General features: G+C 65.7%; 18 protein-coding genes. 11 read left to right on the top strand and 7 right to left on the bottom strand.

The window, feature by feature from the left end:
* Positions 1-113: 113 nt before the first annotated feature.
* Both AC6CIE_RS27130 and AC6CIE_RS27125 read left to right on the top strand, forming a co-directional pair.
* On the top strand, positions 114-989 hold the full coding sequence (locus AC6CIE_RS27130; protein ID WP_498094838.1) for an RNA ligase family protein: 876 nt from the start codon (positions 114-116) through the stop codon (positions 987-989).
* Complete coding sequence (locus AC6CIE_RS27125) at positions 986-2,122, top strand: AAA family ATPase (RefSeq protein ID WP_498094836.1); 1,137 nt, start codon at positions 986-988, stop codon at positions 2,120-2,122. The genes AC6CIE_RS27130 and AC6CIE_RS27125 overlap by 4 nt, the downstream gene beginning before the upstream one ends.
* A 16-nt stretch (positions 2,123-2,138) precedes the next feature.
* Here AC6CIE_RS27125 and AC6CIE_RS27120 read toward each other — a convergent pair whose 3' ends face one another.
* Positions 2,139-3,044 carry a LysR family transcriptional regulator gene (locus AC6CIE_RS27120; RefSeq protein WP_498094834.1) on the bottom strand — a complete coding sequence of 302 codons (906 nt, stop codon included), beginning with the start codon at positions 3,042-3,044 and terminating at the stop codon, positions 2,139-2,141.
* A gap of 71 nt (positions 3,045-3,115) precedes the next feature.
* On the opposite strand from AC6CIE_RS27120, the gene AC6CIE_RS27115 reads away from it, so the two are divergent.
* The 3 genes from AC6CIE_RS27115 to AC6CIE_RS27105 all read left to right on the top strand — a co-directional run bounded on the left by AC6CIE_RS27115 (position 3,116) and on the right by AC6CIE_RS27105 (position 5,892).
* A complete protein-coding gene (locus tag AC6CIE_RS27115; RefSeq protein WP_498094832.1) occupies positions 3,116-4,363 on the top strand; it encodes a CaiB/BaiF CoA transferase family protein in 1,248 nt (415 codons plus the stop codon).
* Positions 4,360-4,839: a MaoC family dehydratase gene (locus tag AC6CIE_RS27110; RefSeq protein WP_175125232.1), complete on the top strand. Its 480-nt coding sequence runs from the start codon at positions 4,360-4,362 to the stop codon at positions 4,837-4,839. The genes AC6CIE_RS27115 and AC6CIE_RS27110 overlap by 4 nt, the downstream gene beginning before the upstream one ends.
* Positions 4,840-4,926: 87 nt before the next feature.
* Positions 4,927-5,892, top strand: coding sequence for a Bug family tripartite tricarboxylate transporter substrate binding protein (locus tag AC6CIE_RS27105; protein ID WP_452005303.1), 966 nt, complete (start codon positions 4,927-4,929; stop codon positions 5,890-5,892).
* A gap of 86 nt (positions 5,893-5,978) precedes the next feature.
* Here the strand turns inward: AC6CIE_RS27105 and AC6CIE_RS27100 are convergent, their stop codons facing one another.
* From AC6CIE_RS27100 to AC6CIE_RS27075, 6 genes are all read right to left on the bottom strand, one after another.
* The gene (locus AC6CIE_RS27100; protein WP_175139351.1) at positions 5,979-6,353 is read right to left on the bottom strand and encodes a tautomerase family protein; all 375 of its coding nucleotides are present in this window, start codon (positions 6,351-6,353) and stop codon (positions 5,979-5,981) included.
* 125 nt (positions 6,354-6,478) lie between these two features.
* The gene (locus AC6CIE_RS27095; protein WP_313065812.1) at positions 6,479-7,762 is read right to left on the bottom strand and encodes a quaternary amine ABC transporter ATP-binding protein; all 1,284 of its coding nucleotides are present in this window, start codon (positions 7,760-7,762) and stop codon (positions 6,479-6,481) included.
* Positions 7,759-8,616 (bottom strand): ABC transporter permease, encoded by an 858-nt coding sequence (locus AC6CIE_RS27090; protein WP_218344358.1) that lies wholly within the window; start codon positions 8,614-8,616, stop codon positions 7,759-7,761. Before AC6CIE_RS27090 ends, AC6CIE_RS27095 begins: the two co-directional genes overlap by 4 nt.
* Positions 8,617-8,908: 292 nt before the next feature.
* A complete protein-coding gene (locus tag AC6CIE_RS27085; RefSeq protein ID WP_175125229.1) occupies positions 8,909-9,910 on the bottom strand; it encodes an ABC transporter substrate-binding protein in 1,002 nt (333 codons plus the stop codon).
* A gap of 711 nt (positions 9,911-10,621) precedes the next feature.
* Positions 10,622-11,647, bottom strand: a complete 1,026-nt coding sequence (locus tag AC6CIE_RS27080) for an ABC transporter substrate-binding protein (protein ID WP_367352858.1) — start codon at positions 11,645-11,647, stop codon at positions 10,622-10,624.
* A gap of 390 nt (positions 11,648-12,037) precedes the next feature.
* Positions 12,038-13,306 (bottom strand): class I SAM-dependent methyltransferase, encoded by a 1,269-nt coding sequence (locus AC6CIE_RS27075; protein WP_498094829.1) that lies wholly within the window; start codon positions 13,304-13,306, stop codon positions 12,038-12,040.
* Between the two features lie 157 nt (positions 13,307-13,463).
* Between AC6CIE_RS27075 and AC6CIE_RS27070 the strand changes: the two genes are divergently transcribed.
* From AC6CIE_RS27070 to AC6CIE_RS27045, 6 genes are all read left to right on the top strand, one after another.
* Positions 13,464-14,663: a Bcr/CflA family multidrug efflux MFS transporter gene (locus AC6CIE_RS27070; protein ID WP_175139355.1), complete on the top strand. Its 1,200-nt coding sequence runs from the start codon at positions 13,464-13,466 to the stop codon at positions 14,661-14,663.
* 313 nt (positions 14,664-14,976) lie between these two features.
* A complete protein-coding gene (gene rpmB, locus AC6CIE_RS27065; RefSeq protein ID WP_076515521.1) occupies positions 14,977-15,213 on the top strand; it encodes a 50S ribosomal protein L28 in 237 nt (78 codons plus the stop codon).
* Between the two features lie 37 nt (positions 15,214-15,250).
* On the top strand, positions 15,251-15,418 hold the full coding sequence (rpmG, locus tag AC6CIE_RS27060; RefSeq protein ID WP_003810296.1) for a 50S ribosomal protein L33: 168 nt from the start codon (positions 15,251-15,253) through the stop codon (positions 15,416-15,418).
* A gap of 185 nt (positions 15,419-15,603) precedes the next feature.
* Entirely contained in the window at positions 15,604-16,839 is a 1,236-nt protein-coding gene (locus tag AC6CIE_RS27055) for an ABC transporter substrate-binding protein (RefSeq protein ID WP_175139356.1), read from the top strand.
* The gene (locus tag AC6CIE_RS27050; RefSeq protein WP_498094827.1) at positions 16,839-18,716 is read left to right on the top strand and encodes an ABC transporter permease; all 1,878 of its coding nucleotides are present in this window, start codon (positions 16,839-16,841) and stop codon (positions 18,714-18,716) included. Before AC6CIE_RS27055 ends, AC6CIE_RS27050 begins: the two co-directional genes overlap by 1 nt.
* Positions 18,713-19,480, top strand: coding sequence for an ABC transporter ATP-binding protein (locus AC6CIE_RS27045; RefSeq protein WP_498094825.1), 768 nt, complete (start codon positions 18,713-18,715; stop codon positions 19,478-19,480). The genes AC6CIE_RS27050 and AC6CIE_RS27045 overlap by 4 nt, the downstream gene beginning before the upstream one ends.
* Positions 19,481-19,495: the final 15 nt, after the last annotated feature.

Here is a 19,495-nt window from a genome sequence, read left to right as displayed (position 1 = left end):
GAGCACACCCCCGCCCGGCAGGCGCGGATCCAGGAAGCGCAACACCTCCCATCCCCGCTTCCCCTCCCGTAAAGACTGTGTCGTCGGCTTTTCCCATTTGCTGGAGAAGACCCATGACGCTGGATTTCTGCGCCTACGCGCAATCGCTAGACCTGTTCCGATATCCCCGAACGCCCCACCTTGAAGGCTCGCGCCTGCAGGACGGGGACGAAGGCCATGACCACGTGCCCTATCGCACGCTGGCCGGCCAGACGCTCGTCGTCGAAGAAAAGCTGGACGGCGCCAACACCGGCATCAGTTTCAGCCCGTCCGGCGAACTGCTGCTGCAATCCCGCGGCCACTACCTGGTGGGCGGCGGCCGCGAGCGGCAGTTCAGCTTCGTCAAGGCCTGGGCCGCCGCGCACGCGGACTGGCTGCTGGAGCGGCTGGAAGATCGCTATGTGATGTACGGCGAAACGCTGTCGAAGAAGCACTCCGTGTTCTACGACGCCCTGCCGCATCACTTCTTTGAATTCGACGTGCTGGACCGGCGCACCGGCGAGTTCCTGTCGACCGGCGCGCGCCGCGCGTTGCTGGCCGATGGTCCGGTGCTGTCGGTGCCCGTGCTTTACGAAGGCCCCGCGCCCGCGCGGCTGGCCGAACTGAAGGCCATGCTCAAGCCGTCGCTTGCCAAGACGGCTGGCTGGCGCGATGCCTTCGAGGCCACCGTGCTGCGCGAAGGCCTGGACCTGGCTCGCGCGTGGAAGCAGTGCGACAAGTCGGATCTGTCGGAAGGCCTGTATATCAAGGCCGAAGCGGACGGCAAGACCATCGCCCGCTACAAGTGGGTGCGCCGCGACTTCGTACAGGCCATTCTGGATTCGGACATGCACCATTCGGAGCAGCCGTTCATCTCCAACCAGCTCGCCGACGGCGTCGACCTGTACGCACCGCGCCTTGCAGTCGGCTGGGACACGTTGCGCGACGCGCGCACGGGAGAGACATCATGAATCACGAACACATCCGGGCCCTCGTGCCCAAGCCGGGGCGCGGCGCGGACTATGCGGCCTGCCTGGCCGCCTTCCCCGCGCTGGAGCTGGCCAAGACCACGCCGCAGGACCCCCGCTATCACGGCGAGGGCGATGTATGGACGCATACGCAGATGGTGGTGGACGCGCTGCTCGCGCTGCCGCAGTACCAGGCCGCGACCCGCGCCGAGCAGGAGATCGTGTTCCTGGCCGCGCTGCTGCACGACGTGGCCAAGCACAGCACCACGGTGATCGACCCGGTAACCGGCGCCATCGGCCAGCCTGGCCATTCGCGCAAGGGCGCCATCGACGCGCGCATCGCATTGTGGGACGCGGGCGTGCCGTTCGCGGTGCGCGAAGCGATATGCCGGCTGATCGCCACGCATCAGGTGCCGTTCTTCGCGCTGGAAGGCTCGCGCCGCGGCCGCTCGCCGGAGTTCATCGTGCGCGAGTTGTCCTGGCACGTGTCCCTTCCATTGCTCGCCATGCTGGCCGAAGCCGACATGCGCGGCCGGATATGCGCTGACTCCGCCCGCGTGCTGGACAACATCGCCCTCTTCTGCGAGCTGGCGCGCGACGAGCAATGCTTCGGCCAGCCCCGAGCCTTTGCCGACGCGCACACCGCCGTCAGCTATTTCCGCGGCGCCGACGTGCATCCCGACTATGCGTTGTTCCAGGAGCCGGGCTCGCGGGTCATCGTCATGTCGGGGTTGCCGGCGTCCGGCAAGAACACGTGGGTGGCGGCGCATCATCCGGATCTGCCGGTGGTGTCGTTCGACGACGCGCGCGAGGAACTGGGCCTGCGCCATGGCAAGAACGAGGGCATGGTCGCGCACCTGGCCATTGACCGTGCAAAGGCACTGCTGCGCGCCTGCGCGCCGTTTGTGTGGAACGCCACCAACCTCAGCGAGCTGATGCGCAAGAAGACACTGGATCTGCTCTTTGCCTATCACGCGGACGTGGAGCTGGTGTATCTGGAAAAGCCGCGTGCCGAGCTGCTGCGCCGCAATGCGCGGCGCGATACGTCGCTGTCCAACAAGACGCTGACCGGCATGCTGCACCGCTGGGACCTGCCGCTGCCCACGGAGGCACACCGGGTGGTTTATGCGGTGTAGCGCGGTGTAGCGCGGGTCAGGCAGGCACAAGCGCCGGCGTCAGCATGCTGTCGCGCAGGCGCAGCACGGATGCGCACGAGGTGTCGCGATGCGTCACCAGCGACAGCGACAGCGCGCCCTGCGCATCCAGGTCGGTCAGCGGCACAAACGCCACGTGCGGCGTCGAATACGCGCGGGTCACGCCGGGCACCAGCGCCACGCCCAGGCCGCTGGCGACCAGGCTGACGAGCGTCTGCACCTGAATGGCTTCCTGGCTGATGCGAGGCGAAAACCCCGCCTTGTGACACAGCGCCAGCGTCACGCCGTTCAACCCCGGCACCTTGGCTGGCGAATACAGCACGAAGTTTTCGGACCGCATGCGTTCGAGTGCGATCGGGCCCGCGTCGGCCAGGGGATGGCGGGCCGGCACGGCCAGCATCAGGTCGTCGCGCTCGACCACCCATGAATCCAGCTCGCTGTCTTCGGCCAACGGACCGCGCACCAAACCCGCGTCGATCTCGTTGGCGCGCAGCATCGCCACCAATCCGACCGTGCTGTCTTCGCGCAGGTCCAGTTGCACATCCGGGTACTGCGCGCGGAAGGCCGGCAGGCAGCGCGGCAGCAGCATGTACGTGGCCGAGCCCACAAAGCCCAGGCGCAGCGTCCCCCATTCCCCCAACGCCACCCGGCGTGCCGCCTGGCGCGCCTGATCGGTATGGAACAGCGCGCGGCGCGCATCGGCCATCAGGGCGTCGCCCGCCGGTGTCGTGGTGACGCCCTTGGCGCCCCGCACCAGCAGCGGCACGCCCACCGCGTGCTCCAGCTTCTGGATCGACACCGACAGCGCAGGTTGGGCGATGTGCAGCGCATCGGCGGCGCGGCGGTAACTCCCCAGCTCGGCGATCGTGACGAATTGCCGAAGCTGGCGCAAATCTATAGCCATAACAGATTCCGTATCAAGCAATACCGAAGCCATATTAGACGCGTATGTGCGGCGCCGATAGGATTTCCGCCATGACGACAACTCCCCTCTCAAATGGCCCGGCGCTGGACGGCATCCGCGTCCTGGACCTGACTTCCGTCGTATTCGGCCCCTATGCCTCGCAGATCCTGGCCGACTACGGCGCGGACGTCATCAAGGTCGAAGCGCCCGGCGGCGACTCCACCCGGCAAACCGGCCCCGCGCAGGAACCCGGCCTGTCCGCGATCTTTCTGGGTCTGAACCGCAACAAGCGCAGCATCGTGCTGGACCTGAAGCAGCCCGCCGCGCGCGAGGCGCTGCTGACGCTGGTGGACCAGACCGACGTGCTGATGCACAGCATGCGGCCGGCCAAGATGGCGGCGTTGGGGCTGGACCCCGCCACGCTGTGCGCGCGCAACCCGCGGCTGGTCTATGCCGGCCTGTATGGCTTCGGTGAAGGCGGCGCGTACGACGGCCGCCCAGCCTACGACGACATCATCCAGGGCCTGTCGGGGTTCGCGGATCTTGTCGGCCGCCAGACCGGCGCGCCGCGCTACCTGCCCACCGTCGCCGCCGACAAGACGTGCGGCCTGGTCGCCGCGCACGCCATTCTGGCGGCGCTGTTCCAGCGCACGCGTACCGGACAGGGACAGCAGCTGGAAGTGCCCATGTTCGAAAGCATGGCGTCCTTTGCGCTGGTCGAGCACTACTACGGCCGGCATCTGGCGGACGAGCCCGGCGACGCCGGTTATCCGCGCGTGCTCACCCCCTGGCGCCGGCCCTGCCAGACCGCAGACGGACACGTCTGCCTGATGCCCTACACCGACGCGCATTGGCGCGACTTCTTCAACGCGGCCGGCCGCCCCGATCTGGCGCAGGATCCGCGCTTTACCGACATCTCGGCGCGCACGCGGCACATCGAGACCCTGTACGAATTGCAGGCCGGCCTCGTCGCGGCCCATGACACGGCGTACTGGCTGGTGCTGTGCGAGCGGCTGCAGATCCCGGCCGCACCCGTGAACCGGCTGGAAGATCTGGAGACCGACCCACATCTGGCCAGCGTGGACTTCTTCGTGCCGCTGGAAAGCGCGTCCGGCAGTCACTACCGCTTTCCGCGTAACCCCGTGCGTTTGCAGCATTCCCACGTGCCGCCTGCCATGCCGCCGCGCCTGGGCGAGCACACGCGCAACGTGCTGGCCGAAGCGGGCCTCTCGCCGGCAGCCGTCGACGCGCTGCTGGACACCGGCGCCGCCTGCCAAGCCAACACCCTCCTTTCTGAAAACGCCAAGGACCCCGCATGACCCAAGACCGCGACACCTCGCCCGCCATCCAACTCGGCCAAGGTTTTTACTGGCAGGACCTGACGGTCGGCCAGCGCTTCCAGACATTTCGCCGCACGGTGACCGAGACCGACATCGTCAACTTCATCAGCGTCACCGGCATGCTGGAGACCATCTTCATCGACGCCACCTACACCCACGGCGCCATCCAGGGCCGCCCCGCGCCGGGCGCGCTGACCTATGGCCTGATCGAAGGCCTGATCATGCAGGGCATGGTGCAGGGAACGGGTCTGGCGCTGCTGGAGGTTCACAAGAAGATGATTGCGCCGGTGGTGGCCGGCGACACCATCTGGGCCGAGATCGAAGTCACCGGCGTGCGCCCGACCTCGCAGCACAACCGCGCGGTCGTCACGTCCGCCATCGACGTGCGCAACCAGCACGGCAAGCCGGTGATGGCCTACACGGCAGTGCGCATGCTGGCCGGCAGGCCGCGCTGACCAGGCTGACCGCTATCAGCGGCAGGCATCCCGCAGAGGACGCCGCCGCCCATCCGCAGTACCCATAACAGCCCAAGGAGACAACCCATGAAACAAGCACTGCTGGCGACCACGCTGGCCATTCTGGCGCTAGGTGGCGCCGCCAGCGCCCAGGCCGCGTGGCCCGACCGCCCGATCACGATGGTGGTGCCCTTCCCGCCCGGCGGTCCGACCGACCTGGTGGCGCGCGTGCTGGCCAAGCAGTTGACGGACCAGCTGGGCCAGACCGTCGTCGTCGAAAACAAGGGCGGCGCCAACGGCAACATCGGCATGCAGTACGCAGCCGCGGCCAAGCCCGACGGCTACACGGTGCTGTACAACACCTCGTCCATCGCGCTCAGCCCCAACCTGTATCGCTCGCTGGCCTTCGACCCGGTCAAGGACTTTGCGCCGGTGTCCACCACGGCCGTCATTCCGCTCGTCCTGCTTGTGCATCCGTCGGTGCCCGCCGACACGGCGCCGGCCTTCGTGGACTATGCCCGCAAGCATCCCGGCAAGCTGTCGTACGGCTCTGCCGGCGCCGGCAACGTCACGCATCTGGGCGCGCTCCTGCTTTTGCGGTCGCTGGATATCGATGCGGTCCACGTGCCCTATCGCGGCAGCGCCCCGGCCATGACGGATCTCGTCGGCGGACAGGTCCAGGTGATGACCAATACGCTGAACGATTCGCTGGGCTTCATCCGCGAAGGCAAGCTGCGTGCGCTGGCGGTGACCAGCGAGACGCGCAGCGACCAACTGCCCAACGTGCCGACGGTGGCGGAAACCGTGGCGCCGGGTTTTGGGATGGGGGCTTGGCAAGGCGTGGTGGTGCCGGCCGGCACGCCCGCGCCTGTGATCGACAAGCTCAATGCCGAGATCCTGCGCGCCCTGAAATCCCCGGAGATGCAGAAGCAGCTGAAGGTGCAAGGCGCGCAGGCGCTGGGGTCGACGCCGCAGGAGTATGCCGCCTACATCAAGAGCGAGATCGCGCGATGGGGCGAGGTGGTGAAGGCGGCGAACGTGAAGCTGGATTGAACGCAATTGCGCCTACGCGTCACTCGCCAAGACAAACGCCCGCGTGAAGCGGGCGTTTTCAATACTGCTTTGGTAAGCCGGGCGACTTAACGTCCCGCGGCCTTGGCGCTCAGGCCATTTGCCACGCCCATGTCGGTCTTGGGCACGTCGCGCAGGATCACGCGGACGTCTTCGCCAGAGATGTCGAGACTGGCGCACACGGCCTGGTTCAGCGCCGCGATCAGGGCGGCCTTCTTGGCTTCGTCGCGGCCTTCGATCAGATCCACGTCCACGCGCGCCATGCGCTTGCCGATTTCCCCCGCGACGATCACGTGTTCGGCCGGGACTTCGTGCAGCACGGCGCGCACGCTGGACAGCGGCGCCGCGATGCTTTCGACCACCGCGTTGGACGCGGCTTTGAGCAGGTCGGCTTTCTGGGCGGCCGTGTGGCCTTGCATGATCTGGACGTTCAAGAGGGGCATGACGATTCCGATGTTCCGATAAAAGGAAAACCGGTCAAGCCGACCGGCAAGCCATCATATCGTGACTGCGCCCGCGTGCAAGCAACTGCACGCGGGCGCAAGGGGTCATGCGGGGAACGCCGGAATCAGGCGGCGGCCTTGCCTTCGCGTTCCAGTTCCGGTTGGGCGTTCGACGCGTCTGCATCCGCCGTAGCCGGGGTTTCCGTCAGGGTTTCAGCCGACACCGGCGTCTCGGTCAGGGCCGGCGTGACCAGTTCCACGACCTTTTTGCGGGACAGCATGCCCAGGAACTCGTCGTCCTCGCCCGTCACGGCGACCGGCTGGTCGCTGTGCACCAGTTGCGCCAGCACTTCGCCCAGGCCCGCGGTGGCAGGCACCGACGCCAGGTCCTCGACAAAGCGGGACACATCGCGTGCGCCTTCCTGCATCGCCTTCGCGGCCGCCTCGGCGGTCAACACGCCGGCGAGGCGCTTGCCGTCCAGCACCGGCGCGTACTCGTAGTTCAGCGCGCTCATGCGGTCCACCGCATGCGCGGGGCGCGAGCGCATGGTCAGCGTCAGGCGCGCCGGATTCACGGCGTGCGTGGCGTTGAGCACCTTGGTGCGGTTCACGTCCTGCAGGAACGACTGCACGTAATCGTTGGCCGGGTTCAGCAAAATGTCTTCCGGCGTGCCTTCCTGCACCAGTTCGCCGTCCTTCAGGATGGCAATGCGGTTGCCCAGGCGCAGCGCTTCGTCCAGATCGTGCGTGATGAAGACAATGGTCTTGTTGAGCTTGGCCTGCAGTTGCAGCAGCTGATCCTGCATTTCGCGGCGGATCAGCGGGTCCAGCGCGGAGAACGCTTCGTCCATCAGCAGGATTTCGGCGTCGGTAGCCAGCGCGCGCGCCAGGCCGACACGCTGCTGCATGCCGCCGGAAAGCTGATGCGGGTACTGGTTCTCGAAGCCCGACAGGCCCACCTGTTCCAGCCATTCGCGGGCGCGCTGCTCACGCTCGGCCTTGCCCACGCCTTGCACGGTCAGGCCGTACGCGGCGTTGTCCAGCACCGTGCGGTGCGGAAACAGGCCAAAGCGCTGGAAGACCATGCTCATCTTCTTTTGGCGGAAGACTTCCAGATCGCGCTTGTTCAGGCTGACCACGTCCACGCCATCGACCAGGATGTGGCCCGCGCTGGGCTCGATCAGGCGGTTGAAGTGACGGATCAGCGTCGACTTGCCCGAACCGGACAGGCCCATGATGACGTAGATGCTGCCTTCTTCGATGGACAGGCTGATGTCGCGCAGACCCAGCGTGTGGCCGCTTTTGGCCAGCAGCTCTTCCTTGCTCATGCCGCCCTGCGCGGCTTCCAGCCACTTCTTCGGATGCGCTCCGAAGATCTTGTAGATGTTCTTGACTTCGATCTTGCTCATCGCTGGCCTCCCATGCGCATGCGCTGTCCATACGATTGCGTGATCCGGTCGAACAGCACGGCCAGCACCACGATACCCAGGCCTGCCAACAGGCCCCGGCCCACTTCCAGGCGGTTGATGCCCAGCAGCACTTCATAACCCAGACCGCGCGCGCCGATCATCGACGCAATGACGACCATCGACAGCGCCATCATCGTGGTCTGGTTGATGCCGGCCATGATGTTGGGCAGCGCCAGGGGCAATTGCACGCCGAACAGCTGCTGACGCGGATTGGCGCCAAAGGCGCGCGACGCTTCCAGCACTTCGCGGTCGACCAGGCGGATGCCCAGGTCGGTCAGACGAATGAGCGGCGGAACGGCATAGATGACGGTCGCGATAATGGCGGGAATCTTGCCCAGGCCGAACAGCATGACGACGGGAATCAGGTACACGAAGCTGGGCATCGTCTGCATCACGTCCAGCACGGGCAGCATGCCCGAACGCAGCCAGTTCACACGCGCCATCAGCACGCCCAGCGGGATGCCGATCAGCACCGACAGGCCGGCAGCCATGATCATCAGCGCCAGCGTCTGCATGCCGGCGTCCCACAGGCCCAGCACGCCGATCACGCACAGCAGCGCGCCCATCGCCAGGCTCAGCCCGACGCGGCGGCTCACGCCATAGGCGATCGCAATGGTGACCGCGACAACCGCCCACCAGGGCGAGCTGCGCAAGAGTTGCTCCAACCACACCAACGCATGCAGCACGGGCTGGGACAACGTCTCCAGCGTGTCGGCATAGTTGGTGACCAGATGATCGACAAAGCCGTCGATCGCCCCCCGTACCTGACGGGCGGGAATAATTTCAGGAAACATCGTTTTGACTCCATTCTGGCGCGCTCGCCGCCCGTGTCGCCACCGGGCGCGCCGGCGCAGCGGAAAACAACGAGACTGAGACGGGTGCCTGGCACCTGGACGGATGATGGATCGCGCAGATCACATCCGCATCGGTGCCCTGCACCGGTATCACTGCCACCGCAGGTGGCGGCACAAGCACGCTTGCCGGGCCGGACGCTTGCGCCCGGCCGGCGGCCATCCCGGCAAAGAGGTCCGGTCCCTCAAGGGGCCGGTACGCGCCACCGCGGCGCGCAGCCAGGATCACAGTGCTTTACAGCGCGCTTTGGACGCGCCCGGCGACGTCGGCGGGGACCCACTTGGTCCAGACGTCGGGTTTGTTCTTCAGGAACCACTTGGCCACGGCGGTGGATTCATCGCCGGACTCTTCCATGTGGGCCAGGGTTTCGTTGATGACCGGCAGCGGCACCGAAACCTTGGACAGGAATTCGGTCAGCTTGGGCGCATCTTCGGAGAACTTGGTGTTCACCGCCGTGAAGACGGGATTGTCGGGATAGGCGCTGGGCTCCGGCTTGGCGCACTTGGGCGACGTCAGGCACTTGTGCTTTTCGGCGTCGTAGGGCGGCAGGTCCAGCTTGACCAGATCCATGGCGCCGACCAGCGGCGTGGGGGACCAGTAGTAGAAGACAACGTTCTGCTTGCGCTTGTAGGCCGACATCAGGGCCGCTTTCTGCGCCGCGCCCGTGCCGGGCGAATACAGCGTGTAGGAGTCGTCAAGCTTCAGGGCATGGAACAGGTTGTTGCTGGTGACTTCGCAACCCCAGCCTGCCGGGCAGCCGTAGAAACGGCCCTTGCCAGGCTCTTCCGGATCCTTGAACTGGTCCTTGAACTTGGGCAGGTCGGCGGCGGACTTCAGTTCCGGCAGGCGCTCGGCCGTGTACTTGGGGATGTACCAGCCTTCGGCGCCCATGTACAGGTCACCGATGCGCTTGACCTTGCCGGTCTTCTCGGCGCGGGCCCAGGGGTCGGCCACGCTGTTCAGCCAGATTTCGGTATTGATGTCCAGATCGCCGCGCTCGAGGGCAGCCAGGGCGGGCAGCGTTTCGGTCGGCAGGGTTTCGGTCTTGCAACCGTAGCCCTTTTCCATGATGAAACGTTCGACGTCAACCAGGACCAGATTGGATTCCCAGTTCATGGCGCCGAAGGTGACCGGCCGCTTGATTTCGCATTGCGGCGCGTCGGCGGCTTGGGCCGAACCGGCAAACGCAAACAGAACGGCCGCGGCGGCCAGGGTCTTGACAGGGGTAAAACGCATTGGCTTTTGCCTCCATAGGTTCAGGCACGCACGCCGGGAACAGGCCCGGGAGGCACCGTGGAGCTAAGGGGGTTGTGCGGAAGACGGGCAGAACCGCCAATACAAACCGACACTAGCAACAAGACGGCCCGCGAGGGACGCGGCGTCTTGCAAGACAGGGAGCTTCAAAAACGGGTTTTTGAGAACTCAGAGAAAGAGAACAAACTGAACGAAGAAGGCGGCATCTTAAACGAAATTGACATGCCGACCAACCCCGAGGGTGAATGAAACAGATACATTCGCCACGAAAAACGTCAGGGAAAACCCGGTATGCACTTGGGTAGATGGCCGTTTCCCCCAGGGAAAATTCGTCCCTGGATGATCGATACATTTAGTTAACAATATGTTCGGATAAACACATACAGGGCGTTCCAAAACGGGCGTCAGGAACGGGAAACGGCGAGTTGGCGGGGGCGTTTGGACGCGCATTTCCCGGCAAGCGGCCCGGCTTTTCTGCCGCAGTTCGGGCGAGGTGTCAGACACCCTTGCGGCAGAGCCTAAACCTGAAGACTGTCTCACCGGGGTGTCAGACACCGGGGCAATTCGCCGCGCCCACTTCGGCCTGGCCGTATTCCAGCGCCGCTTTGCGCCGGAGCCGAGTTCTGACGGAGCATCGAATCACCCGCACCTGCGCCCACGGGCGCAGAGGTTGATCGAGGAACCCACCGACCCTCAGCTACCCGCGGTGGCGTGGGCCGGCGCGAAGAAGTAATCCTTCCAGCTGTCGGCCTGCCCGTGCAGCACGCCGATCTCGCGCAGCTTGTCGGCATACACCTTGGTCTGCTGCGGCGTGATAGTGAACTGGTTTTCGGGATCGTCCAGGATCTTCTTCACAAAATCGACCGGGAGCTTGGAATTCTGCTGGCGAATGAAGATCGCGGCGGCCTCGTCCTTGTGGCCGGGAATCCACGCCGCAGCCTCCGCCAGCGCAGCGTAGAACGCCTGATAGGTCTTGGGATTGGCGTCGTGGAATTTCTGGGTGGTGTACAGCACGTTGAACGTCGCGGGTCCGCCCAGGATGTCGTACGAACTGATCACCTTGTGCACCGCCGGATTGCGCTCCAGCGCCTGGTAGTAGAACGGCGCGCTGGAAAAATGCGCGTTCACTTCCAGGCCGCCGGAGATCAGCGCGGTGGTCGCATCCGGATGCGGCAGGCTGATGGAAATATCGTCGAAGCGCTTGAAGTTGTCCTTGCCATAACGCTTGGCCGCTTCGATCTGCAGGGTGCGCGACTGGAATCCGACGCCCGCGGCCGGCACCGCGATGCGATCCTTGGCGCCAAAGTCATCCAGCGTCTTCACTGCCGGATTGTTGCTCAGCAAATAGTTGGGCAACGACCCCAGCGCCGCCACCAGCTTCACGTTCTGCTTGCCGCGCGTGCGATCCCACAGCACCAGCGCAGGCGGCACGCCGGCCGACACCATGTCCAGCGCGCCCGCCAGCAGCGCCTCGTTCATGGCCGACGCACCGGAAATCTGCGCCCATTCCACCTTGATATCCACGCCGGCCTGCTTGCCGTGCTTCTCGATCAGCTTCTGGTCTTTGACCACATCAAGGATCAAATACGCGATGCCGAACTGCTGCGCCACGCGCAATGTGCCTTCGGCATGCGCCGGTGCAGCGGCCGCGACTAGCGTTGCGAAGGCCAGCGCCGAGGTCGCTGCAAAGCGCCGCAGGGGAAAGGGATTGATGGACATGAGGTCGCGGGCTCCTTGGGCCGGTGGGTTCGCCACACCGCGCCATTCGCGATGTAGGGTGGCAACGCAGGGTGGCAACGTAGGTTGGCCGGCGATCCTAGCAACGCGCGCGCGGCGGAGGAACGAACTATTTCTGCTATCCAAATAGCGCCGATGGCAGGCCGCTCAGCGCAGCCTCAATGCCCACGCCGAACGCGCCAGCGCAGCCGAAGGAAACAAGCATATGTCCAGATATTCTTTGTCGGCGCAGCCTTCGCTCCGTAGCATGCCCCCAAGCTATTTCACATGCATATCGGGGCGGGCAAGTTCGATGGTATGCCGCCAGTCCGCCGTCACGAACGACGGATCGGCGATTTGCAAATCACCGGGTTGATGCGCTTTGTCCGGCCATCACTGCCCGGGCGGGTCTCCGTACATATAGTCCCGCCGCCACGGATACGACAGATCGGCGGGAAGATCCAGTTCATCCGCGCGCCCCGTCGCGGGATGCTGCGCAAGAATCTGATGCAGCGCGATCCACCCATGCTCGAAGGCCATCGCGCAACCGGCCAGATACAGCCGGTAGGCGCGCAGCGAGCGCTCGCCCTGGTCCGCGCCCAGAATGCGCGCCGCGTCCGGCAACCGCGCTTCCAGCCGATCGCTCCACGCCCACAGCGTGCGCGCATAGTGCGGACGCAGGTTCTCCACGTCCAGGTCTTCCAGGCCGCCGTTGGCCAATGTCTGCATCACGACGCTGACGTGCGTCAGCTCGCCGCCCGGGAAGATGTACTTCTCGATGAACTCGCCCATGCCGTTGCCGAGTTCCGCGTTATCCACGCCGGCGGCGGTGATGCCGTGGTTCATGATGAGCCCGCCCGGCTTGAGCAGGCGGCGCAGCGTGGCGAAGTAGCATTCCAGTTGCGCGCGGCCTACGTGCTCGAACATGCCCACCGACGCAATCTTGTCGTAGGGTTGTGACGCGTCCAGCTTGCGGTAGTCCAGCAGTTCGATGCGCACGCGGTCTGACAGGCCTTTTTCCTGAATCAGCCGGCTGACGTGCGCATGCTGGTTGCGCGACAGCGTGATGCCGGTGGCGTCCACGCCATAGTGTTCGGCCGCCCACAGCAACAGCCCGCCCCACCCCGCCCCCACATCCAGGAAGCGCTCGCCCGACGCCAGGCGCAGCTTGCGGCAGATGAGATCCAGTTTGGCTTCCTGCGCCTGCGCGAGCGTCATGCCCGGTTCGCGGAAGTACGCGCAGGAATACACGCGGCGCGGATCCAGCCACAGCGCGTAGAAGTCGTCGGACAGGTCGTAGTGAAATTCGATCTGCCGGGCGTCGCGCTCGATGGAATGGCGCCACACCGACATCACCTTGCGCACCAGGTCAGTCAGCCAGCCGCCGCGCGCCGCGTCCATCGGAGAGCCGGGCAGCAGCGCCGCGGCCGCCGCCATCACATCGCGCATGCTGCCCTCGATATCGATGCGGCCTTCGACATAGTCCTGGCCCAGCACGCCAACGGCCCCTTCGGCCAGATGCGCCAACGCGGTCTTGTCATGCGTCACGAACCGCACGCGCGGGTCGGATGGGCCGAGCACGGCGCCATCGGGCAGCACAAGCTGAACGGAAACAGGCAAGGCCTGAAGTTTGCGCTCCACGACAGATAGCAAAGGATTCACGGCTTATCCTCCGGATGCATAGGGACACCAGGGACGCTAACGGAAAATGCCCGCAATCTTCCTGTAAGCCCGCCCATGATAAAGTCCCCGGCTTGGCGCGGCCAATACAGCCTCTGCACTGCCACGCGCCCTGTCCCTGCGTTTTACCGCGATCTACATGCCCCCAATGCAAACATCCCGCAGCAGCCTGCCCGGTTGGCTCATTCTCATGGGCGCGCTGACGGCCATCGGCCCGTTCGCCATCGACATGTATCTGCCCGCGTTCCCCACGATCGCGGCGAACCTTGGCGTGGCCCGCGGCGATGTCGAACGCACGCTGGCGGCGTACCTGATCGGCCTGGCGCTGGCGCAGGTGTTCTACGGCCCGATGGCGGACCGCTACGGCCGCAAGCCGCCGCTGCTGGTGGGCCTGACGCTGTTCATGATCGCCTCGCTGGGGTGCGCGCTGTCGGGTTCGGTCGAAGCCCTGACCGGCTGGCGCGTCGTGCAGGCCATGGGCGGCGCGGCCGGCATCGTGATCCCGCGCGCGGTCATCCGCGACCATTACGAAACCCATGAAGCCGCGCGCGCGATGTCGCTGCTGATGCTCATCATGGGCCTCGCGCCCATCCTCGCGCCGCTGATCGGCGGCCAGCTGCTGGCCATCACCTCGTGGCGCAGCCTGTTCTGGGTGATGCTGGCGGGCGGTGCGATGCTGATGGCCGCGGTCATCATGATCATGAAGGAATCGCTCACGCCGGACCGCGTGGTGCCGCTGCGCTGGAGCACCATCCTGCAGAACTACCGCGGCCTCTTCGCGCACCGCGGCTTCATGGCGCACAGCCTGGCGGGCGGGTTCGGGCAGGCGGGCATGTTCGCCTACATCATCGGTTCGCCGCGCGTCTTCATCGAACTCTACGGCGTGCCGCCGCAGTACTACGGCCTGCTGTTCGGCACCAATGCGCTGTCGCTCATCATCTGCTCGCAGATCAGCGCCCGCCTGCTGCGCACCCACACGCCGCGACAACTGCAGCGCCGTGCGCTGGTCACGCTGGCCTGCGCCAGCCTCGCCGCCGTCGCCCTGACGCTGGCCGGCCTGATGACGCTGCCGTTGCTGATGCTGTGCCTGATCGCCTACATGGGCAGCCAGGGCTTCGTGAACCCCAACTCGGCGGCGCTCGCGCTGTCCGACCAAGGCAAGCGCCTGGGCGCTGCGTCGGCGCTATTGGGGACGCTTCAATTGTCCTGCGGCGCCCTGGCGGGTTTTGCCGTCAGCGCCTGGCAGGCCGACACCGCCCTGCCCCTGACGACCACCCTGGCGGCGTGCGCCTGCCTGTCCTGGACAGCCGGCCGTGTGGCGCGTTCGCACACGACTTAGTCCTTTGGCTTGATTTATTTAAGAATTCCGTATTAGAATCGCGGTCTTCACATGAAGTTTCCCGTGCCGGACTACTATGCTTTGTAGTTCAGCACTCTGACCCCCAACCGCGTGTTGTGAATTCAAGCGTGAATTCAAGCGGGTGGCAGGCAGCGGGTATAAGCACTGGGGTGAAATCACTTTCCCCCTCATCCACTAAGACTGGGTGGCCGGCCAAGGCAGCGCACAGCGCAGCCCACACAGCCCGGCGGCTAAACCCCCGTCTACCCCCCGAAGCGATGCGCGGCAAGAACGACACTAAAGAGGTGCATCCATGGCACGCGTATGCCAAGTGACCGGCAAAGGCCCGATGGTGGGCAACAATGTTTCGCACGCGAACAACAAGACCAAGCGCCGCTTCCTGCCCAACCTGCAATCGCGCCGGTTCTGGGTTGAAAGCGAAAACCGCTGGGTTCGCCTGCGTGTTTCGGCCAAGGCCATCCGCACGATCGACAAGAACGGCATCGAAGCCGTGCTGGCCGACATGCGTGCCCGCGGCGAACTGGCCTAATCGGCCGCCCCGCCAATCTACATACTAGGAGCACGACATGGCCAAAGGTATCCGCGAAAAGATCAAACTCGAGTCGACCGCCGGCACGGGTCATTTCTACACGACCACCAAGAACAAGCGCAACATGCCCGAGAAGATGCTGATCAAGAAATTTGATCCGGTCGCTCGCAAGCACGTCGACTACAAGGAAACCAAGCTGAAGTAATTCAGCCGGTATCCCGCAAAAAAGGCCCTGTCATGCAGGGCCTTTTTTATTGCCGTTATTTTCGTGCCATTCGTTTTCCACCGCCATTTGCCGCCGCGCTGAAGGCCATGTTTCAATTAGGCCGCACCCGCGGCGCCCCAGGCGCGCGCAGGGGCCCGATTCATTCAACGCTGCGATAACCCGCCATGATCCGTCCCTGCCTCACCCTGCTGCGCCGCGCCGTTGCGCCCGCTCTCATCGCCCTGGCGCTGGCGCCTGCCGCCCCCGCCGCCGCGAAAGACAAGGAACCGCCGATCCGCATCGGCGAGATCAACAGCTACAAGGCCATTCCCGCCTTTCTGGGCCCGTACAAGAAGGGTTGGCAGTTGGCGCTTGAAGAAGTCAACGCCGCGGGCGGCGTGCTGGGCAGAAAGCTCGAGGTCATCTCGCGCGACGATAACGGCAACCCCGGCGACTCGGTCCGCGCCGCACAGGAACTGCTGGCGCGCGAAAAAGTCGAGTTGCTGTTCGGCGGCTTTCTTTCCAACACGGGTCTCGCCCTGACCGACTTCGCCAAGCAGCAAGAGGTTTTCTTCCTGGCCGCCGAGCCGTTGACCGACAAGATCACCTGGCAGGAAGGCAACCGCTATACCTACCGCCTGCGTCCCTCCACCTGGATGCACGTGGCGGCGCTGGCCCCCAAGGCGCTCGCCCTGCGCAAGAAGCGCTGGGCCATCGTCTATCCCAATTACGAATACGGCCAATCCGCCGTGGCCACGTTCAAGGCCATGATGCAGTCGTTCCAGTCCGACGTCGAATTCGTCGCCGAACAGGCCGTGCCGCTGGGCAAGGTGGATGCCGGCGCGGTCGTGCAGGCATTGGCCGACGCCAAGCCCGACGCCATCTTCAACGTGCTGTTCGCCGCCGATCTGACCCGCTTCGTGCGCGAAGGCAACACGCGCGGCCTGTTTGAAAACATGCCCGTCGTGTCGCTCTTGTCCGGCGAACCCGAGTACCTGGAACCGCTGGGCGCCGACACGCCTACCGGCTGGATCGTCACCGGCTACCCCTGGTACGCCATCGACACCCCGGCCAACAAGACCTTCGTCGAAGCCTACAAAAAGCGCTTCAACGAGACGCCCAAGGTCGGTTCCGTCGTCGGCTATGCGTCGCTGATGTCCATTGCGCAGGGCCTGAAGGCCGCCGGTTCCGTCGACACGGAAAAGCTCGTCGACGCCTTTGCCGGCCTGAAGGTGGACACGCCCTATGGTCCCATCCAGTACCGCAAGATCGACCATCAATCGACGATGGGCGTCTATGTGGGCGTGACGGCGGTCGAAGACGGCAAGGGCATCATGAAGGATTTCGCCTACATCGACGGCGCCCGCCTGCAACCGCCTGACGAGCAGGTGCGCAAGATGCGGCCGGCGCCTGCCCGCTGATGAATGTATCCGGGCTGCTGCTGCAGCTACTCAATGGCCTCGCCGACGCCAGCGCGCTGTTTCTGGTCGCCGCCGGGCTGTCGCTGATCTTTGGCGTGACGCGCGTGGTCAACTTCGCGCACGGCTCGTTCTACATGCTGGGCGTGTATCTGGCCTGGACCTTCACCAGCCACTTCGGCGGCGGCGCGGGCTACTGGTTCGGGCTGCTGCTGGCGGCGCTGGCCACCGGCCTGATCGGCGCCGCGGCCGAATTGCTGGTGCTCAAGCGCCTGTACCGCGCCCCCGAACTCTTCCAGTTGCTGGCCACTTTCGCGCTGGTCCTCATCATCGGCGACGTGGCCCTGGCGGTCTGGGGTCCCGAAGACCTCTTCTCCGCCCGCGCGCCAGGCCTGTCGGGCGCCGTGCAAATCCTGGGCCGGCGCTACCCCGAATACGACCTGCTGCTGATCGCCGCCGGTCCCATCGTGCTGGGCCTGCTGTGGCTGCTGCTCATGCGCACGCGCTGGGGCCGGTTGCTGCGCGCCGCCGCTGAAAACCGCACGATGCTCGCGGCCCTTGGCGTGAACCAGGCCTGGCTGTTCACGTCGGCCTTCACGCTGGGCGCCTTCCTTGCCGGCCTGGGCGGCGCGCTGGCCGCGCCGCGCGTGCCCGCCACGCTGGGCCTGGACCTGGAGATCATCGCCAGCGCCTTCGTGGTGGTGGTCGTGGGCGGGCTCGGATCGATACCGGGCGCGTTCCTGGCGGCCGTCCTGATCTGTTCGGTCAAGGCGCTGTTCGTGTTCCTGGGCCAGGTCGCCATCGGCCCCTGGGTATTCAACCTGTCCAAGCTCACGCTGCTGGCTGAATTCGCGGTAATGGCCGTGGTGCTGGTCGTGCGGCCGTGGGGCCTGATGGGCAAGCCGCCCGCGCCGGCCTCGCACGCCGGTCCGCCCGAACGCCCCATCGCCCCCGCCGGGCCACGGCTGCGTCTGGCCTACGCCGTGCTGCTGGTCCTGTTGGCGCTGGTGCCCGTCGCCACGCTGTACTGGCCCTATCTCAGCATCCTGATGACCGAGATCCTGATCGTCGCGCTGTTTGCCGCCAGCCTGCACTTTCTGACCGGACTGGCGGGCATGACCTCGTTCGGCCACGCCGCGTGGTTCGGGCTGGGCGCCTACGGCGCCGCGTTGCTGCTGAAACTGGCCGCCATCCCCATGGAGGCGGCGCTGCTGCTTGGCCCTTTCGCCGCGGCCCTTGGCGCGCTGGTGTTCGGCTGGTTCTGCGTGCGCCTGTCCGGCGTGTACCTGGCCATGCTGACGCTGGCCGTCGCGCAGATCCTGTGGGCGCTCACCTACCAATGGGATGACGTGACCGGCGGCAGCAACGGGCTGACCGGCTTGTGGCCCTCGGCATGGCTCTCGCAAGGACCGTGGTTCTATTACCTGTCGCTGGTGCTGTGCGCGGCCGGGGTCTGGTGGCTGCGGCGGCTGGCGTTTTCCCCACTGGGCTTTGCGCTGCGCGGCGTGCGCGATTCGTCCTTGCGCGCCGAAGCGCTGGGCATGGACACGCGCCGCATCCAGTGGGCCGGATTTGTGGCCGCCTCGTTCGCGGCGGGCCTGGCCGGATCGCTCTATGCATTTTCCAAGGGCAGCATCGCGCCCGACGTGCTGGCGGTAAGCCGCTCGGTGGACGGGCTGGTCATGGTGCTGCTGGGCGGCATCCAGACGCTGGCCGGTCCCCTCGTTGGCGCGGCCTCCTACACCTGGCTGCAGGATGCTGCGGCGCGCAGCACCGAATACTGGCACGCAGTGCTGGGCCTGGCCATCCTGGCGCTGGTCATGGCCTTCCCCGAAGGCCTGGCCGGCGCGGCAGCCCGCCTGCGCAGGAGGTCCGCATGACAACGGCAGTTCCCCTGCTGCAGGTGCGCAACCTGCGCAAATCCTTCGGCGGCATCGACGCGCTGGCCGACGTGTCGTTCGACCTGCAAGCCGGACACATGCTGGCCTTGATCGGCCCGAACGGCGCGGGCAAGTCGACATGCTTCAACGTGCTGGGCGGGCAGTTGCGCCCGGATTCGGGTTCGGTTCGGCTGGACGGGCAGGAGCTTGTTGGCCTGTCGGCCGGCAAGATCTGCCGGCTGGGCGTGGGCCGCAGCTTCCAGACCGCGGCCACGTTCCGGTCCATGACCGTGCTTGAAAACGTGCAGACAGCCCTGCTGTCCCGCGACCGGCTGCTCTTCAACCCTTGGCGGCGCGCCGATCGCCATGCCGCTGATGAAGCCAGGACCCTGCTGTCGCAAGTGCAGATGGCGGACAAGGCTGACGAGGCCTGCGGCACGCTGGCCTATGGCGACGTCAAACGGGTGGAGCTTGCGATGGCGTTGGCGCACCAGCCGCGTCTGTTGCTGATGGACGAGCCCACGGCCGGCATGGCCACCAACGAACGCCACGCGCTGATGCGCCTGACCCGCCAGCTGGCGGACACGCAACGCATTGCCGTACTGTTCACGGAACACAGCCTGGACGTCGTGTTCAAGCACGCAGATCGCATCGCGGTGCTGGTGCGCGGCGGCCTGCTGGCCGAAGGCGCTCCCGCCGCCATCGCGGCTGACGAGCGGGTCAAGGCCGCTTATCTGGGCACCGAGGCGCCGCAAGGCGCCTGACGTCAACGCGGGCCG

Source organism: Achromobacter sp. GQ309 (genome assembly GCF_059759315.1).
The sequence above is the reverse complement of the archived record's forward strand: the minus strand, read 5'-3'. Positions and strand labels throughout refer to the sequence as shown.

Bases quoted from the DNA above. Each gene is read 5' to 3' on its own strand.
- AC6CIE_RS27130 (WP_498094838.1), top strand. From the start codon at position 114: ATGACGCTGGATTTCTGCGCCTACGCGCAATCGCTAGACCTGTTCCGA.
- AC6CIE_RS27125 (WP_498094836.1), top strand. From the start codon at position 986: ATGAATCACGAACACATCCGGGCCCTCGTGCCCAAGCCGGGGCGCGGC.
- AC6CIE_RS27120 (WP_498094834.1), bottom strand. From the start codon at position 3,044: ATGGCTATAGATTTGCGCCAGCTTCGGCAATTCGTCACGATCGCCGAG.
- AC6CIE_RS27115 (WP_498094832.1), top strand. From the start codon at position 3,116: ATGACGACAACTCCCCTCTCAAATGGCCCGGCGCTGGACGGCATCCGC.
- AC6CIE_RS27110 (WP_175125232.1), top strand. From the start codon at position 4,360: ATGACCCAAGACCGCGACACCTCGCCCGCCATCCAACTCGGCCAAGGT.
- AC6CIE_RS27105 (WP_452005303.1), top strand. From the start codon at position 4,927: ATGAAACAAGCACTGCTGGCGACCACGCTGGCCATTCTGGCGCTAGGT.
- AC6CIE_RS27100 (WP_175139351.1), bottom strand. From the start codon at position 6,353: ATGCCCCTCTTGAACGTCCAGATCATGCAAGGCCACACGGCCGCCCAG.
- AC6CIE_RS27095 (WP_313065812.1), bottom strand. From the start codon at position 7,762: ATGAGCAAGATCGAAGTCAAGAACATCTACAAGATCTTCGGAGCGCAT.
- AC6CIE_RS27090 (WP_218344358.1), bottom strand. From the start codon at position 8,616: ATGTTTCCTGAAATTATTCCCGCCCGTCAGGTACGGGGGGCGATCGAC.
- AC6CIE_RS27085 (WP_175125229.1), bottom strand. From the start codon at position 9,910: ATGCGTTTTACCCCTGTCAAGACCCTGGCCGCCGCGGCCGTTCTGTTT.
- AC6CIE_RS27080 (WP_367352858.1), bottom strand. From the start codon at position 11,647: ATGTCCATCAATCCCTTTCCCCTGCGGCGCTTTGCAGCGACCTCGGCG.
- AC6CIE_RS27070 (WP_175139355.1), top strand. From the start codon at position 13,464: ATGCCCCCAATGCAAACATCCCGCAGCAGCCTGCCCGGTTGGCTCATT.
- rpmB (WP_076515521.1), top strand. From the start codon at position 14,977: ATGGCACGCGTATGCCAAGTGACCGGCAAAGGCCCGATGGTGGGCAAC.
- rpmG (WP_003810296.1), top strand. From the start codon at position 15,251: ATGGCCAAAGGTATCCGCGAAAAGATCAAACTCGAGTCGACCGCCGGC.
- AC6CIE_RS27055 (WP_175139356.1), top strand. From the start codon at position 15,604: ATGATCCGTCCCTGCCTCACCCTGCTGCGCCGCGCCGTTGCGCCCGCT.
- AC6CIE_RS27050 (WP_498094827.1), top strand. From the start codon at position 16,839: ATGAATGTATCCGGGCTGCTGCTGCAGCTACTCAATGGCCTCGCCGAC.
- AC6CIE_RS27045 (WP_498094825.1), top strand. From the start codon at position 18,713: ATGACAACGGCAGTTCCCCTGCTGCAGGTGCGCAACCTGCGCAAATCC.